Consider the following 16,295-nt stretch of genomic DNA (forward strand, 5'->3'; position numbering starts at 1 on the left):
ACATCCTCACCTCACCTCGCAGTCGGCGGGGCCGGTGACCGGCCCCGGCCTGTCACGCTCGCAGTCCGGCCTGGAGCCGGGGTGGTGCGGTCCTGGGAGTACGCCGGTGCCGGGTGCGGGGCGACGGGCCGGTCCGAGCCGGGGGTCACCCGGTTGCCCCGGTGCCATGGTGCCGAGCGGCAGCGGATCGCCGGTCAGCACCCCCTCCGCGATCAGGTGTTCCACGGCGGCGCGGACGCTGTCGAGGTCGGTGGAGTCGCCCCGGGCGCGGGCCGGGAGCAGGGCGACGGCCGTCGAACGGCCGCTGCCGACGGCGCGGTGGCGGCGGGCGAGGGTGGTCAGGCCCCGGCCGGGTCCGCATTCCAGCAGCAGATGCCGGCCGGTGCCGAGGAGGGCGTCGAGGGTCGGCCCGTAGAGGACGGGCGCGGCGGGCTGCCCGGCCCAGAAGGCGGGGTCGGCGGCTTCGGCGGCGGTCAGCGGGCCGCCGGTGTACGCCGAGTGCAGCGGCAGCCGGGGCGCCCGCAGCGGCAACCGGGCGACCGCGGGCAGGGCGGCCCGCGCGGCCGGGGCCAGGGCGGGGCTGTGGAAGGGGCTGAGGGCCCGGGTCGCGCGGCAGGTGAAGCCGTCGGCCCGCAGCCGGGCCCCGGTCTCGGCGAGGGGTTCGGCGGAGCCCGCGAGCACGACCTGGCGGGGTCCGTTGACGGCGCCGACGACGACATCGGCGTGCAGATAGGGCGCGAGGTCGCCGGGGGCCGCGGAGACGGCGAGCATGCCGCCCGCCGGGCCCGCCGCGATGTGCTCGACCCGGTCGGCCATCAGCCCGGCGGCCTCCTCCAGGGTGAAGACCCCGGCGAGGGCGGCGGCGGCGATCTCGCCGACGCTGTGGCCGAGCAGGGCGGTGGGCCGGACGCCCCAGTCGAGCACCGTACGCCCCAGGGCCCAGTCGACGGCGAACAGCAGGGGCTGGGCCCGGCGCACCCCGTCGGGGTCGAGGGCCGGGACCGGCGCGAGCAGATCGGCCCGGAGGGCGGCCCCTTCGGCGCCCCAGAGGTCGAGGACGCGGTCGAGATGGCGGCGGAACGGCGGATGACCGTGGTAGAGCCCGGCCGCCATCAGGGGCTGCTGGGCCCCCTGACCGGGAAAGGTGAGCACCGGACCGCGCGGCCCGGCGGCGGCCGGGGACGGAATGTCGGCTCGCACAACTGCCTCCTCGTTGGTTACGGCACAACAACGGCACGGCCTCCAGCGTCGCACCGGCCGCTGACACCCTCCTGGAGCCTGACGGGAACGCGCCCCGGGGCCAGGGGCGCGGGGAACCGCGCGACCAGCCGCATACGGCCCGCGGACCGCGAACAGCCCCCGCCCGCCGGGCGGAACCCGGTCGTCCGAGAGGGCTCGAAGAGTCCCGCCACCAACCCCGGGCGGAGCACCACGCCCCTCTCCTCCACCCGGTCTCCACCCCGCTCCCATGCCCCGTTCCGAGACTGGAGACGGCCGACGTGGCGCGACCCGCTGATCGGCCGAGCGCGCGCCCCGCACCCCGGCCGCCGGGCCACGGTCAACACACCGTCGCCCGGCGGCCGTCCCCATGGGCGGCGAGGCGGCCGGGCGACGAGTACCGGCCGCGGCGGCGACCGCGCGACCGCGCCCGAACGACGAGAGGCATGCGCCCTATGAGGTTCGACGATCTGTACATCGCCGCGGCGGCGGTCCACGTCCCCGGCCGGGTCACCGTCGCGGACGCCGTCGCGGACGGCCTGTTCGACGCCGGACTCGCCGACCGCGCCGATCTGCTCTCCGTCGCGGTCTCGGACGGCGAGTCGGCACCCGAGATGGCGGCCGGTGCCGCCGCGGCGGCCCTGCGGCGGTCCGGGATCGCACCGCGGGAGATCGAGCTGATCCTGCACGCCGACGTCTACTACCAGGGCCACGACCTCTGGGCCCCGGCCTCGTACATCCAGCGCGTCGCCGTCGGCAACCGCTGCCCCGCGATCGAGATCCGCCAGCTCTCCAACGGGGGCATGGCGGCCCTGGAGCTGGCCGCGAGCGCGCTCACCGGCGGCGCCCGCGGCGGCAGCGCCCTGCTGACGACGGGCGACCGGTTCTGCGCCCCCGGCTTCGACCGCTGGCAGAGCGATCCGGGCACGGTCTACGGCGACGCCGGTACGGCCCTGCTGCTCTCCCGGCGGCCCGGCTTCGCCCGGCTGCGGAGCCTGGCCACGGTCTCGGAGCCGGAGCTGGAGGCGATGCACCGGGGCGGCGACCCGTTCGGTACGGCCCCGTTCGCGGTACGGCGGCCGATGGACCTGGAGGCCACCAAACGGGCCTTCGTCGACGAGGTGGGGATCTCGTACAGCGTCGCCCGGGTCGGCGCGGGCGAGGCGGAGGCGCTGAAGCGGGCGCTGAGCGACGCCGAGGTCGGACTCCCCGACATCGACTGGTTCGTCCTGCCGCACTTCGGGCTCCGCAGGCTCAGCCGGACCTATCTCCGGAGCTGGGGAATCGCCCCGGAGATCACGACCTGGCCGTTCGCCAGGACCGTGGGGCATCTCGGCGCGGGCGACCAGTTCGCGGGGCTGGCCCAGCTCGTCGGGAGCGGCCTGCTCCGGCCGGGTCAGCGGGTCCTGCTGACCGGGGTCGGCGCCGGGTTCACCTGGTCGTCGGCGGTGGTCGAGATCGAACACCCGCCGCCCCCGTACGGCCTCTGAACGCCCGCCCCCGCCCCGGGCGAGCACGACCACCGGGGCCGTCCGGCCCCTCGACAGGCACAGTCCCGTAGCGACACGGCAGGAGGCCGCCCAGTGGTTCGAGAACAGCACCGCGCCGATGTGGTGATCGTCGGCAGCGGATACGGAGGAGCCGTGACCGCACTGCGGCTGGCGGAGGCCGGGGTGGACGCGGTCCTGCTGGAGCGCGGCCGGCGCTGGCCGGTCGACGGCTCGGGCACCACGTTCGCCACCCAGACCGCGCCCGACGGCCGGGCCGCCTGGCTGAGCCGGACGTCCCCGCTCACCGACGCCGAACTCGACGTCTACTGCGGTGTACTCGAATTCGTACCGGGCGACGGGATGAATCTGCTCGCCGGGGCCGGGGTGGGCGGCGCGTCCCTGGCGTCCAACGGCACGATGTGCCTGCCGTCGGAGGAGTTGTTCGCCCATACGCTCGGCACCGTCCTCGACTACCGGGAGATGGTGGAGCGGTGGTATCCGCAGGCCCGGGAGCTGATCGGCTGCGCGCCCATCCCGGACGACGTCTACGAGTCGTCGTTCTACCGCTCGGCGCGCTCGTTCGCAGACCAGCTGGAGCGGGCCGGGATCCCGTGGAGCAAGGTCGATCTGGCGGTCGACTGGGACGCCGTACGGGAGGAGATGACCGGGGCCCGGGTACGGTCCCAGGTCGACGGGCTCAATGTGTTCGGGGTCAACAGCGGCGCCCAGCTGAGCCTGGACCGCACCCTGCTGGCCCGGGCCGAGGCGTCGGGACGGCTCGACGTCCGGCCGCTCAGTACGGTGACGGCGATCGGCCCGGCGGACGGCACCGCGCCCGGCGACGGCGGCGGGTACCGGGTCGACTACGACCGGATCGACGAGCGGGGCGAGGTCGTGTCCCGGCATCGGATCGTCACAGACCGGCTGGTCCTGGCCGCGGGCACCCTCGGCACCAACCGGATCCTGCTGCGGGCCCGGGCGACCGGCGCCCTGCCCGGACTCCCCGCCGCCCTCGGCAGCCGGGTCGGCAACAGTGAGGTCATCACGGCCCGGACGGGCATGGCGGAGAACAACCCCCGTCAGGGCGGCCCGTCCGCGATCATCGCCCAGGACGGCAAGGACGACCCGGCCCGGCCCGTCTCCCTGCTCAACTTCCCCTGGCCGGACGCCCCGGCGGGCGAGGGCTGGATCACCACCATCGGTTCGGTGCCCGCCCCGGCGCTCGGTGTCTTCCGCTACGACCCGGACCTCGACGACGCCGTACTGAGCTGGCCCGTCGACGATCCCGCCTTCGCGGGGGCGCGGGCCTCGATCACCCGCACCCTGGACCGGCTGGACGAGGCCAACCCGGGGAGCCGTACGGCCTTCAGCCGGATCGGCACCACCGGGGGCAATGTGGTCGGCGGCGTCCCGCTGGGCACGGCCACCGACGACGCGGGCCGGGTCGCCGGACATCCCGGTCTGTATGTGATCGACGGCTCCCTGCTGCCCGGTACGGGGGTGCCGCCCGCCCTCACGGTCACGGCGGTCGCGGCCCGGTCCGCCCGGCACCTGGTCCAGGACGTCACCACCGGCGCCTGACGACCGGCCGCGCACCGCGCGGGCGTCGCACGTCATACGTACGGGCCGGGCCCCGGATGTCCCCCGGGGCCCGGCCCGTACGTACGTAAGACCTCGGGTCAGCCCGTCGTACGGAAGTGCGGCAGCACGCCCTCCGCGAAGAGCCGGATCGTCCGCTCGGACTCCTCGTAGGGCGGATTGCCGGAGATCACCTGGAGGCTGACGGAGATCTCGCCGAACCACTCCCGGATGGTCCGCAGCCGCTCCACGATCTCGTCGGGGGTACCGACCAGGGTCTTGTTCTCGGCGAGCGACCGGTCGAAGTCGTGGCGGGCGATGTTCTCCACGACCTTCTCGTATCCGGCGTAGCCGGTGCTGCGGCGTTCGGCCCAGGCGGCGACCGCGTCCCGCATCACGGCGTTGGCGCGGCGCGCGTACTCCCGGCCCTTGGTCCTGGCCTCGTCGGCGTCGTCGCTGAGATAGCAGCCGTAGCTCATGTGGACCTCGCCCTCGCCCGGGTGGCCCGCGTCGGCCCACGCCTTGCGGTAGAGGCCGAGCATCTCCTGGACGGTCTCCCGCTTGTTGATCGACGGCACCATCATCAGGCCGTGGCCGTCCCGGCCCGCCTGTTCGCAGGAGGCGGCGGTCTTGGCCGTGGCGACCAGGATCGGCGGGTGGGGCCGCTGGTGGGGCCGGGGCAGCAGGGTGACCGGGCCGAAGGAGTGGAAGGCGCCGTCGAAGACGACGTCCGCCTCGGACCAGAGCCTGCGGCAGGCCAGTACGCCCTCGTCGAACCGGGCCCGGCTCTCGTCCAGGTCGATGCCGAAGGCGTCGAACTCACCGGGCAGGAAGGCCCGTCCGAAGCCGACCCGGAGCCGGCCCCGGGAGATGTTGTCGAGCATGGCCAGCTTCCCCGCCAGCTTCACCGGATGGGTGAAGGCGGGGATGACGGCCCCGGTCACGAGCTGGATCCGCTCGGTACGGGCCGCCGCGGCGGCCAGGAACGTCACCGGGTCGGGGCAGTAGCCGCCGTACCGGAAGAAGTAGTGCTCGACCGTCTTCACATGGTCGAAGCCGTACTCCTCGGCGCGTTCGACCAGCCGCAGGGCCTCCTCGAAGTAGTCGGCGGCGTCCTTGTCGCCGGGTCCGACGGTGGGGAAGAAGTTGATGCCGAATTCCATACGGACTCCCGGATGGTGACGGTCGGGGTGGGAAACGGTCAGAAGACGGCGCTCGCCCCGCCGTCCACGGGCAGGACCAGTCCGGTGGTGAAGGCGGCCTCCGGTCGGGCCAGTTCGACCGCCCAGCGCGCCACCTCCTCCGGCTGCCCGACCCGGCCCAGGGGCACCCGGGCGCTCTGCCGGGCCCGCAGCCGGGCCACCTCGTCGGGTCCGAGTCCGGCGCGCTCGGCGAGCGGGGTGTCGACGGGCCCGGGTGCGATGCCCACGACCCGGATGCCGCGCGGTGCCAGCTCCACCGCCCAGGTCCGGGTGAGGAAGTCGAGCGCCGTCTTCGCGGCGCCGTACACCGAATGCCCCGCCCAGCCCCGGCCGATCCCGGCGGTGGAGACATTGACGACGGTGCCCTTGGCGGCCTCCAGCCGCGGCAGCGCCTCCTGGGTGAGGAAGAGCGGCGCGAGCAGATTGACCCGTAGCTCCGTCCGGGCGTCGAGGTCGTCGATCCGGCCGAGGGGTTCGGGCCGCAGCCGGGCCGCGTTGTTGACGAGGACGTCGATCCCGCCGAACTCCCGGACGGCCTCGGCCACCACGGCCGCCGGGGCCTCCGGGTCGGAGAGATCGGCGCCGTAGCAGCGGATCCCCGGCCGGTGCCGGGCGGTCTCCGCCAGCGCCTCGGTCCTGCGGCCCACCACCAGGACCCGGGCGCCCTCGTCGGCGAAGGCGTGGGCCGTCGCCCGGCCGATGCCCGAGCCGCCGCCGGTGACGACCACCGTACGGCCCTCGAACGCGTACTCCGCCCGCTCCGGCCGCGCTTGTGTATATGGATATGTACGAGTATGTACTGGTTCCTGTGACGCCGGCTGTGCGTGTGCCATGGGAGGTCCCCTTCCTCGTCGCGGCGCGCGGGGCGGGGCCGCCCGGGAGCCCCGGACGGCCCCGCGAAGGTCCGGACACCTCCGGCCGGCCGCGCCGGATCAGTACTCGTGACGGGTGCCGTCGGCGCCGACCGGGGACCACCACAGGTTGGCCTGGGTGACCCCGTCGGCGAAGAGCGCGCTGCGGCCCTCGGCGATCCGGCCGTCCTCCCAGCGCAGGACGTGGACGCCCTCGATCCGCAGCCGGTCGTACGGGGAGGTCGCGCCCTCCTCGGCATGGCCGCGGTGGCCGTCGAGGCGGTAGACGTCGACGGAGACGCCCGCCACGGGGTCGATCAGCACGTCGAGGGTCTCGGAGCTGATCCGGCCCTTGGTAGCCGCCATCAGCTTGCCCATCTTCTCCAGATACTCGTCCAGGCCCTCGAACCAGCCCGCGTACTGGTGGTTTCCGGGCATCTGGAACCGTACGTCCTCCGACCAGTACCGGGCGATCAGCTCCCGGTCCCCGGTCACCAGCGACGCGTACGCCGCCGCCACCCGCTCCCGCGTCAGCTCGGGCGCGGTATCGGGGCCGGTCTCGGGGCCGGTCTCGGGCTCGCTCATGCTCGGGCTCCTCCGCTCTCAGGTCGCGTCATGGGTGATCAGCCGGTGGCGGATCCGCCACCGGCCGTCCCGCAGCACCAGCACGTCCTCGCCGGTGGTGCTGAGGTAGGTGGTGGCCCGCCCGCCCCTCGGGGTCTCGATGACCTGGGCGTAGTAGCGGGTCACCACGGTGTCGTCGGCCCGCCGGTCGCAGGCCACCATGCCGAACCAGTGACGGCGCTGGACGTCCCGCCCGGCCTGCCGGGCGAGACCGGCCCGCATCCGCTCGGCGATCACGGACCGGCCGCGCCACGGCTCCGGTTTGACGTTCTGCTCGAAGACGGCGTCCTCGGTGAAGCCGTCGGCCCACTCCTCGGCCGCGCGCTCGTCGAGGAGCTGCATGTGCTCGGCGTAGAACTGGAGGATTCCGGCGTAGGTGTCGCCGTCGACCGGGGTGGCGGCCTTCAGGGGTCCGGACACGGCTCAGACCTCCCCGACCCCGGATTCGACCGGGTCGGACAGATGCGGCTCGCCCTTGATGACCGTACCCAGGGCCCTCAGCCTGGCCCGGAACTCCGGCTCCTTCAGGGCAGCCTCGAAGGACCCCTGGTCCTGCCACTCGGCGACGTTGAAGTAGACGGACGGATCGTTCTGCGACCGTACGAGCTGATAGCGGATCAGTCCGGGCCTGGTGCGCATGAACTCCGCGACATGGGCGTAGACGCGCTCCAGGTCCTCGGCCGCTCCGGTGAGCGTCAGCTTGTTGACGAAGACGACCACGACGACTCCTGTTCGTCCGGCGGACGGGCGGGGGCCGGTGGGGCTCCCCCGCGGCGGGCGGGGCGGTCTGCCCCGTCGCCGCCCCTCACCCTCGGTCCCGGCGCTGATGCGCCGTTGGTGCGGCGGTGGAGGGGCGCGGACGGGATCCGGCGTGGACGGGGACCCCATCGGCGCACCAACCCGGCTCCCCAGACTGGGCACCCCGAGAAGCACTCCCCCGACGACCGAGGAGTCCTGGTGGCGGATGAACACCTGCCCGTACTGATCGCGGGCGGCGGCCTGGCGGGGCTGACCACCGCCCTCTTCCTGGGCTCGTACGGCATCCGGCCCGTGGTGGTGGAGAAGCACCCCGGTACGTCGGTCGTGATGAAGGCCCGGGGCCAGTACCCGCACACCATGGAGGTGCTGCGGATCGCCGGGGTGGCCGAGCGGATCGCGGCGGCCGGACCCGACGGCGGGACCGGCGAGTTCCTGATGGTGATCGCCGACTCCCTCACCGGGCCGGTCCGGAAGACCATCACCGGCGCCGATATGGCGATGCGTCATGTGTCGCCCGAGGACTGGGCGATGGCGAGCCAGGAGCGGACCGAGGTGATCCTCGCCGACCGGGCCCGGGAGCTGGGCGCCGAGCTGCGGTTCGACACCGAGCTGGTGTCCTTCGCGCAGTCGGCGGACGCGGTGACCGCCGTACTGTACGACCGGCGGACCGGCGCCGAGCGGACCGTGACCGCCGACTATCTCGTCGGCGCCGACGGACGGCACAGCCCGGTCCGCGCGGGCCTGGGCATCGGCATGCACGGGCGCGGCGACCTCGGCGAGATCTTCCGGGTCTTCTTCGACGCCGATCTCAGCGAGCCGCTGGCCGCGCTGCCCGAGGTCGCCGAAGGCCGCAGATTCGCCCTGTTCTGGTTGCAGGAACCGGTGCCGGGCGTCTTCTACACCACCGATGTACCCGGCCGGTACGGCTATGTGCTCGGGATGTCGCAGCACCCGCCGGACTTCGGCGCCTTCACCGACGAGCGGTGCGCCGAACTCGTCAGGACCGGGCTCGGGCTGCCGGATCTGCCGCTGAAGGTGGTCGAGACGGGCCGGACCGAGATCCTCAGCATGATCGCCGACCGGTTCGGCGACGGCCGGGTGCACCTGGTGGGCGACGCGGCCCGGCTGGTCCCGGCCCCTGGTGGTCTCGGCGGCAATACCGCCGTCACGGACGGCTTCTACCTGGCGTGGAAGCTGGCCATGGTCCTCAAGGGCGAGGCGGGCCCCGGACTGCTCGACAGCCATGACGCCGAGCGCCGGCCGGTCTCCGAGATGATCGGCGAGCAGCAGCTCCGCAACACCGTGGAACGGCTGGCGCCCTATCTCGACGACGGGGCACTCGCGGCGCCGCTGCCGCCGGTGGTCCAGGCGTTCGGCTACCGCCACCTCTCCCGGGCCGTGGTCCGCGAGCCGGACGACACCGGGGAGCCGCTGGAGGACCCGGCCGCGCCGACCGGCCGCCCCGGGTCCCGGGCGCCGTACGCGGAACTGCCCGACGGCGCGCCAGCCGCCGCCACCACCGCGCTCTTCGGCAGGTCCTTCGTCCTGCTGACGGGGGCGGCCGGGGACGGTCCGGCGGACGAATGGAGCGCGGCGGCGGCGGAGGTCGCCGCCCGGCTCGGCCTCCCGCTGCCCGTACACCGGCTGGGCGGCGGCGACTGGCTGCGGAGTTACGGGATCACCGGGGCCGGGGCCGTCCTGGTCCGCCCCGACCGGTTCGTCGCCTGGCGCTCGCCCGGCCCGGCCGGGGGGACGGACCCGGCGGTCCGCGCGCTGGAGGGCGCCCTGCGGACCGTACTCGACCGCCCGGCACCGCGCCGCGGCGATCGATGAGGACACCTGCGACACCGAAACCGACACCGATGACGCTGATGACGATGACGACAAAGACAGGGAGACGACTGTGATCCTGGTGACCGGAGCGACGGGGAACGTAGGCGGAAAGGTGCTGTCCCTGCTGCGCGAGGACGGCCGGAAGGTACGGGCGCTCAGCCGTGACCCGGCGGCGGGCGGGCTGGTGCCGGGGCCGGGGTTCGAGGTCGTGACCGCCGATCTGAACCGACCCGAGACCCTGCCCGCCGCGCTCGACGGGATCCAGAAGGTCTTCCTGATGTCCCTGGGCGCCGACAAGGCCACCCACGACGCCCGGCTCGTGGCCGCCGCGCGGACGGCGGGGGTCGAGCACATCGTGCAGCTGTCGACCCTCGGAGTCGAGGTCGCCGACGACCCCCGGGCCAATCCGCTGGGCCACTGGCACCGGCTCGCCGAGGACGCGCTGCGGGAGTCGGGTGTGCCGTGGACCGTGCTCCGGCCGAACGGCTTCATGAGCATGAACCTCGGCTGGGCGCCCGGCATCAAGGCCGACGGGACCGCCCGCGGCCCGCTCGCGGACGTCCCCGAGGCCGTCGTGGACCCGCGCGACGTCGCCGGGGTCGCCGTCCGGGCCCTGACCGGCGAGGGACACCGGGGCCGGGTGTACGAGCTCACCGGGCCCGAGGCCCTGACGGCCCGCGAGCAGACCGCCGTACTCGGCGGCCTCCTCGGCCGGGAACTGCGGTTCGAACCGATCCCCCTGGCCGACTTCCGGCGGATGCTGCTGACCCGGTTCAACGAGGAGACCGCGAACGGGGTGATCAGGACCCTGGAGGAGGCCGTGGCCCACGGCGCCGAACTCCACGGCAGGCTCTCGCCGCACGTCGAGGACGTCCTCGGCCGCGCGCCGCGCTCCTTCGCCGACTGGGCCCGGGACCATCTGGACGCCTTCCGCGGCTGAGCGACCGGAAGACCGGACGACCGGGCCGCCGCGGAGCCCCCGGAGGGCGGCCGCGGCGGCCCGGCACGTACGGGTGGCACCGGATGCCCCGGGGCGCCCGCGGGCCGGAAGGAAGTGGCAGACTCGGGCCCGTACAACAGACCGACCGGGGACGACGAGCCAAGGGGAGCAGATGTCCGCACAGGCCGACACCACGGGACACGGCCCGCGTGTGCCCGGGCGCGGCATGGACCCGAGGGCGGCCCGCAGCCGGGCATCGGCCCTGGCCGCGGCGCAGGAGCTGCTGGTGGAACAGGGCTGGGCGGCGGTCACCCATGTCACGGTCGCCGCCCGCAGCGGAGTGGGCCGGACGACCCTCTACCGCCACTGGCCCGACGCGGCCGCCCTGCTCTACGAGGCGATCGCCCAGCGCATCGCCTCGGTGCGCCCCGCGCCGACGGGAGTACTGCGCGACGATCTGATCGGCCAGCTCGACGGCTTGCGCGAGCTGCTGCACGATCCCGTGGCCGAACGCGGTATGCGGGCGGTCGTGGAGCGCGCGGGCGTCGACCCGGCCTTCTCCGGACTCAAGGAAGCCCTGTACCAGGCGGGTTCCGGGGGGTTCCGGGCGATCGTCGGGCGGGCCAGGGACGACGGGACGCTCCGTCCCGATCTCGATGTGGAGCTGGCGATCGACCAGCTGGCGGGTCCGCTGATCTTCCGTCGGCTGCTGGCGGAGCGCACCTTCGGCCCGGAGTACGTCAGGGCCGTCGCCGACTCCTTCCTCGCGGCCAACCTCACGGCCGGTACGGCGGATACAGCCGGGGACCCGGCGGCCCGGCCGGACACCGGGGCCTGAACGCCGGAACCCCCCGGCACCCGGCGCGGGCACCCACCTGGCACAGGCTTCCCGGAGGACCTTCGTGGAAGGGGGCCGGTACGACACCCCCGCGCGGTGTCGTACCGGCCCCCTTCCGAGGTCTTACCCCCTTACCCCCCTTACCCCCGTTACCCCCTTACCCCCTTACCGCGCTCAGCGCTTCAGCAGCGGCTCCCGTCGGCGCGCGGTCCGGGCGGCGGCGACCAGTTCACCGCTCGCCGCCGCGGCGCCCCGGCCGGACGGCGGCGCCGGGCGGTCGGCGGACAGTACGCCGTCCGTGTCGGCGGGCGCGTCGATCGTCGCGTCCCCCATGAGGATGGCCTGGTGCAGCCGCCGCAGCCGGGGCGACGGATCGAGCCCCAGCTCGGTACGGAGCACCGTACTCAGCCGCCGCTGCACCTCAAGGGCCTGGGTCCGCCGGCCCGCCCGGTAGAGCGCCAGCATGAACTGGGCGTGCAGGCTCTCGTGCGTCGGATAGCGGACCGTGAGTCCGCTCAGCTCGCCCAGCAGTTCCTGGTGCCGCCCCAGCCGGAGATCGGCGGCGATCCGCTGCTCGTGAACGCTGACGCGCTCCTCCTCCAGACCCACGAGGTGCGCCCGCAGCACCGGCCCCCGCTGGACGTCGGAGAGCGCGGCGCCGTGCCAGAGCCTCAGCGCCTCCGCCAGCCGGGCCGAACCCCGTTCGTCGTCGTGCCGGAGCGCCCCGCGCCCCTCCCTGACGAGCCCCCAGAACCGGTCGGCGTCGAGTTCACCGTCGGCCACGGCGAGCAGATATCCCCCGTCGCGAGTCTCCAGAATCCCCCGGGCGGCCTGAAGACTGCCGATCCGGGGCACCCGGCGCAAACTGCGCCGGAGTTGGAGGATGTACGACTGAAGGGTCGACAGGGCGCTGTTGGGAGGAGCGTCCTCCCACAGCTCTTCGATACATGTACCGGTCGACACCACCTCGTTCGCGTTGAGCAGGAGCAAGGCCAGCAGTTGCCGTTGCTTCGGTGCAGTCGGTGTGTAGGACACCCCGCGTTCAAGCATCCGCAGAGGTCCCAGTACGGAGAATTCCACGATGTCTCGTACACCTTCCCGGTAAGCGACCTGGATCTTTTGCCTGGCGTACTGGCGAAGTCGAGTAAAATGCGATTCAATTGCAGCTAAAATATGATGCTAGCCGTCGTCGCACATTTCGCGTCAATCGACGGCTCATACCGTTGCGCTCACCGACCGGGCGGAATTCCACCATTCGGGACGGTTACCGGGGCATGACCAAAGCCACTCGACATACGCCGTGAATATATTCTTCACGGCCCGGGGCAGCGGTCGGCCCGGTACCGCAGTGACGAGAGTGTCAGCCGTGACGAAGAACCGGAACCGGTCGCCGTATGCCCCGGCGGCCGTACGACGCAAAGGGAACGGAGCCATGGCGGCTCCGTCCCCTCGGCGCGCTCCGCTCCGGGGTCGCCGGGGCGGATATCGCCCGTGTCAGGGCGTGCAGTCGGCATAGCCGGGAAAGCTCCGGCCGACGAGATCGGCCCGGGACGGCGAAGGCAGCGGCCGGGCCGCCGCCCCCGCCGGGCCTATGGAGAGGGTGGTGAAGCGGGGAACGCCGCCGCCCCATCCCGGACGGCGCTCCAGGAACTTGGGATGGGCCGTGGCGACGATGAACACGGCGCCTTCGGCGGTCTCCTGACCGACGGCACCGATGAAGTCCAGTACGGCGTCGTCCGCCTCGTGCAGATCGTCGACCATCACCACCAGCGGACAGTGGGGTTCGAGGCCGACCAGCGGGGTCCGGGTGGACCGGGCCAGCTGGCCGAGGTCCATCTTGCGGGTCTCGGCGCCGTGCGGATCGAGCAGCGGACTCATCCGGGAGTGGAAGAGATGCGCGTCGCAGCAGGTCTCGCCGTCGCCGCCGAGGCCGCCGGGAACCACGAAGCGCATCGCCGAAGGCTGCCCCATGGCCCGCCGCTCGAACTCCTCCAGCAGCCGGCTCTTGCCGGTGCCCGCCTCGCCGAAGACCGTCACCACATGCGGGGTGCCGCTCTGCCGGACGCGCTCCAGCATGCCGCGGAGGACGTCGAGTTCGATCTCCCGGTCGACCACCCGGGGCCGCTGGGCCCGCTCGTCCCGGCGCGGTGTCCGGGTCAGCTTCCAGACCCGGGGCGCCTCCCCGGCCTGGACGTAGGAGAGCGCCGGGACGGTCATCCGCCAGGTGGCGTCGCAGACCCGGATGTCCCCCGGGGCGGCCAGCGACAGCAGGGACTGGCACTCGTCCAGCAGCGACCCGTCCGCCGAGGCCAGGGCCTCGGAGCAGCGCTCCTCGTACCGCAGCAGCGCCTGCCCGGTGGCCACCGCGGCGCTGACCGTGACCTCGCAGGCCCGGCGGATCGACCGGCTGAGCGGGATCACCCCGTCCGGGGCGTGGAACTCGCCCCGGATCGCCAGCGCCGCGCGGACCGCCCGCTCGGCGTAGCCGTCACCGCCGCCCTCGGGGCCGAAGACCGCGAGCCGGGTGGAGCCGATCGAGCAGATCACCGATCCGCCGAAGCCGTGCACCAGTTCCCGGATCCGTCCGGTGACGGTGTCGCGGAGTTCGTCGGCGCCCTCCGGCCTGCTCCGGTCGGGCCCGGAGGTCAGCCGGGCGTCCAGCAGCAGCACACTGACCGGGCGGCGGCTGGCGGGCAGCCGCCCCTCCGGGCCGTCCGATTCACGGGCGGCGTCCCCGGCGCGCGATGCCGCCTCGGCGGCGGGCGCCGGGACGACCGGCCGCGGGGAACCGGTCCGTACGGGCTCCTGCCGCGCGCCGGGCGCGGCACGGGCGGCCGCCACGGCCTGAACCGGCGCCGCGGTCGGGGCCGGGGTCGGGGCGGCGACCGTCGGCGAACCGGTCGCCGCCGGGGACAGCTCCGAGTCCTGGTGCAGGATGGCCTGTTGGAGGGCTTGGAGCTCCCGCTGGGGTTCGAGGCCGAGATCCTCGATCAGGGACGCCCTGACCCGGCTGTACACATTGAGCGCGTCGGCCTGTCGGCCGCATCGGTACAGGGCGAGCATCAGCTGGCCGCAGAGCCGCTCCCGCAGGGGTTCGGCCTCGACCGTCGCCTCCAGCGCGCCCAGCATCGACTGGTGCCGGCCGCAGCGGAGTTCGGCTTCGAAGTAGTCCTCCATGGCGTCCAGCCGGGCGCTGGCCGCCGCGGCCAGCTCGGGCCAGTTGATCCCGCTTTCCACCAGGTCGGCCAGGACCTGCCCCTGCCACAGCGCCAGGGCGTTGCGGAGGGTGTCGGCGGCCTCGGCGGAGGCGCCGGACTCCAGCAGGGCGCGCCCCTCGCGGAGCCCGCGGTGGAAGAGGTGGAGGTCGACCTGGTCCGGGTCGATCCGCAGGACGTAGCCGGGTGCCTTGGTGAGCAGGACACCGGCCTGGCGGTCGGCCCGGTCGGCCGCGAGGGCGCCCCGCAGGCCCCATACGGCGTTCTGGAGGATTTTGCGCGCGGTGGCCGGGAGGGCGCCGTCGGGCCAGAGGGCGCCGAGGAGCTCCCTCGACGACACCACGCGATTGGCGTTGAGCAGCAGATAGCCCAGTGTCGCCCGCTGCTTGGTACCGCCCAGCGGGATGATGTGATCTTCTTTGACGACTTCTAATGGTCCTAGCACTCGAAACCACATGACTGCTCCGCAATTGACTTAATCCGAGACAGCGGACTGGTGTGTTTCTTTGCGGGAATCTGATCCCCGGGTCGCGGATGTCTCCGCGCGCCGACGGACCCGAAGCTCCGGGTGTCGTCCCCCGGTCGGCCCATGAGTGATCGTTTCCGATCCCAGGACCGGGTTCGGCTTCGGGCCGCGGTTCCGCGCCGTCGGCCCGGCGATGTCCGCACACCGCCGGAGCGACAACGGAACGGAACAGCTAATTCCGCCCCGGGCGTCCCGCGGACGCACCGCACGGTCGACAGTCGGTGTCCGCGGCCCGTGGCGCGCGGTACTCCGGAGTGTTCGATGCACAGTTCTGCTGCATGCGCGATGTCCCCTATGCGTGTCACTCCGCCGCTGTCAGATCAGCGACGGAACCCCGTGTGTGACGTATGCCAGCCCCATCGGCGGTCAATCCGCGCCTGGCTTGTGGAGGTACATTAACCTTCGTGATGTCCTGAAACAAGTGTAAGTATCAGTGCCCCTCTTCTGGTTCCAGCGCGTTTCCGGCCACTCCACGAGCCGCTCCGTGCCCCATCGGCGCTGCTCAGGACGGCAGACCCATTCCACGCCCTCCCACCCCTCCGCGGACGGTAATTGAACTCCCTTCGACCACTTTTCCCTACTCATTGCCCGGATTTGGTGGTCGGCCGACCCGTGTAACGTCCTGAGCGGGCGGAACTGCCGCGCTCGGCGCCGCCGGGACCGCGATCTTCGCGTTCACCGACGGACCGCGGGATTCCGGCGGTCCGCGACTCCGGCCCACCGGATAAGCGGAACGGAAATCCCGGATTCCGCCTACAGCGCTTTCCACCCGCTCTACATGCACTTCTCGTCTCGACTACAGGAGCCGCCATGACGCATCCGGACGCGAAAAGTGTCGTCCTCGCCTATCTCCGGGCCATCGACGCACGGGACCCGGAGGCCATCACGGCCACCCTTCACGACGATGCCGTGTTCCATATCCCGGGCGATCATCCGCTGGCCGGGGCGTGGGTCGGATTCGACGAGATCCTCAACAAGTTCATGCTGCCGCTGATGGAGCGGTTCACCCCCGACGCCCCCTACACCGTGGAGACCCGGGGGCTGGTGGCCGAGGGCGACACGGTGGTCCTGGACTGCGTCGCCCGGTCCACGGCCCGCGCCGGGGTGCCGTACGAGACCGACATCGTCTCGGTCTACACCGTCCGGGACGGCCGGATCGCCGTGATGCGGGAGTACTTCGACACCCAGTACTTCACCAGGACGCTCTTCCCGGCCGGCTGA

The 16,295-nt window shown here is 73.1% G+C and carries 14 protein-coding genes; 6 read left to right on the forward strand and 8 right to left on the reverse strand.

The genetic code is table 11. The annotated features are described in order from the left end of the window. Positions 1–6: 6 nt before the first annotated feature. Complete coding sequence (locus ABZ714_RS28475; RefSeq protein WP_358828216.1) at positions 7–1,200, reverse strand: acyltransferase domain-containing protein; 1,194 nt, start codon at positions 1,198–1,200, stop codon at positions 7–9. A 473-nt stretch (positions 1,201–1,673) separates the two neighbouring features. Between ABZ714_RS28475 and ABZ714_RS28480 the strand changes: the two genes are divergently transcribed. Further along, a complete protein-coding gene (locus ABZ714_RS28480) occupies positions 1,674–2,708 on the forward strand; it encodes a ketoacyl-ACP synthase III family protein (protein ID WP_358828239.1) in 1,035 nt (344 codons plus the stop codon). 93 nt (positions 2,709–2,801) lie between these two features. Further along, positions 2,802–4,289, forward strand: a complete 1,488-nt coding sequence (locus tag ABZ714_RS28485; RefSeq protein ID WP_358828217.1) for a GMC oxidoreductase — start codon at positions 2,802–2,804, stop codon at positions 4,287–4,289. A 98-nt stretch (positions 4,290–4,387) separates the two neighbouring features. Here ABZ714_RS28485 and ABZ714_RS28490 read toward each other — a convergent pair whose 3' ends face one another. The 5 genes from ABZ714_RS28490 to ABZ714_RS28510 all read right to left on the reverse strand — a co-directional run bounded on the left by ABZ714_RS28490 (position 4,388) and on the right by ABZ714_RS28510 (position 7,683). Further along, positions 4,388–5,449: an LLM class flavin-dependent oxidoreductase gene (locus ABZ714_RS28490; protein ID WP_358828218.1), complete on the reverse strand. Its 1,062-nt coding sequence runs from the start codon at positions 5,447–5,449 to the stop codon at positions 4,388–4,390. Between the two features lie 38 nt (positions 5,450–5,487). Further along, positions 5,488–6,216 (reverse strand): SDR family oxidoreductase, encoded by a 729-nt coding sequence (locus tag ABZ714_RS28495; protein WP_358828219.1) that lies wholly within the window; start codon positions 6,214–6,216, stop codon positions 5,488–5,490. Between the two features lie 204 nt (positions 6,217–6,420). Then, positions 6,421–6,924, reverse strand: a complete 504-nt coding sequence (locus ABZ714_RS28500; protein ID WP_358828220.1) for a nuclear transport factor 2 family protein — start codon at positions 6,922–6,924, stop codon at positions 6,421–6,423. A gap of 18 nt (positions 6,925–6,942) precedes the next feature. Next, positions 6,943–7,383, reverse strand: coding sequence for a nuclear transport factor 2 family protein (locus tag ABZ714_RS28505; RefSeq protein WP_358828221.1), 441 nt, complete (start codon positions 7,381–7,383; stop codon positions 6,943–6,945). Between the two features lie 3 nt (positions 7,384–7,386). Then, entirely contained in the window at positions 7,387–7,683 is a 297-nt protein-coding gene (locus ABZ714_RS28510; protein WP_358828222.1) for an antibiotic biosynthesis monooxygenase family protein, read from the reverse strand. Positions 7,684–7,920: 237 nt separating this feature from the next. On the opposite strand from ABZ714_RS28510, the gene ABZ714_RS28515 reads away from it, so the two are divergent. The 3 genes from ABZ714_RS28515 (at position 7,921) to ABZ714_RS28525 (ending at position 11,333) form a co-directional block, all read left to right on the forward strand. Continuing rightward, positions 7,921–9,555 (forward strand): FAD-dependent monooxygenase, encoded by a 1,635-nt coding sequence (locus tag ABZ714_RS28515; protein ID WP_358828223.1) that lies wholly within the window; start codon positions 7,921–7,923, stop codon positions 9,553–9,555. Positions 9,556–9,634: 79 nt separating this feature from the next. Further along, the gene (locus ABZ714_RS28520; protein ID WP_358828224.1) at positions 9,635–10,495 is read left to right on the forward strand and encodes an SDR family oxidoreductase; all 861 of its coding nucleotides are present in this window, start codon (positions 9,635–9,637) and stop codon (positions 10,493–10,495) included. A gap of 172 nt (positions 10,496–10,667) precedes the next feature. Next, positions 10,668–11,333: a TetR/AcrR family transcriptional regulator gene (locus ABZ714_RS28525; protein WP_358828225.1), complete on the forward strand. Its 666-nt coding sequence runs from the start codon at positions 10,668–10,670 to the stop codon at positions 11,331–11,333. Positions 11,334–11,507: 174 nt separating this feature from the next. Here the strand turns inward: ABZ714_RS28525 and ABZ714_RS28530 are convergent, their stop codons facing one another. Both ABZ714_RS28530 and ABZ714_RS28535 read right to left on the reverse strand, forming a co-directional pair. Continuing rightward, the gene (locus ABZ714_RS28530) at positions 11,508–12,368 is read right to left on the reverse strand and encodes a BTAD domain-containing putative transcriptional regulator (protein WP_358828226.1); all 861 of its coding nucleotides are present in this window, start codon (positions 12,366–12,368) and stop codon (positions 11,508–11,510) included. A gap of 459 nt (positions 12,369–12,827) precedes the next feature. Beyond that, positions 12,828–15,005 carry a BTAD domain-containing putative transcriptional regulator gene (locus ABZ714_RS28535; protein WP_358828227.1) on the reverse strand — a complete coding sequence of 726 codons (2,178 nt, stop codon included), beginning with the start codon at positions 15,003–15,005 and terminating at the stop codon, positions 12,828–12,830. 879 nt (positions 15,006–15,884) lie between these two features. Here ABZ714_RS28535 and ABZ714_RS28540 point away from each other — a divergent pair. Continuing rightward, a complete protein-coding gene (locus ABZ714_RS28540; RefSeq protein WP_358828228.1) occupies positions 15,885–16,295 on the forward strand; it encodes a nuclear transport factor 2 family protein in 411 nt (136 codons plus the stop codon).

Origin of the sequence: Streptomyces sp. NPDC006798 (genome assembly GCF_040635975.1) — a bacterium.
Lineage (GTDB): Bacteria > Actinomycetota > Actinomycetes > Streptomycetales > Streptomycetaceae > Streptomyces.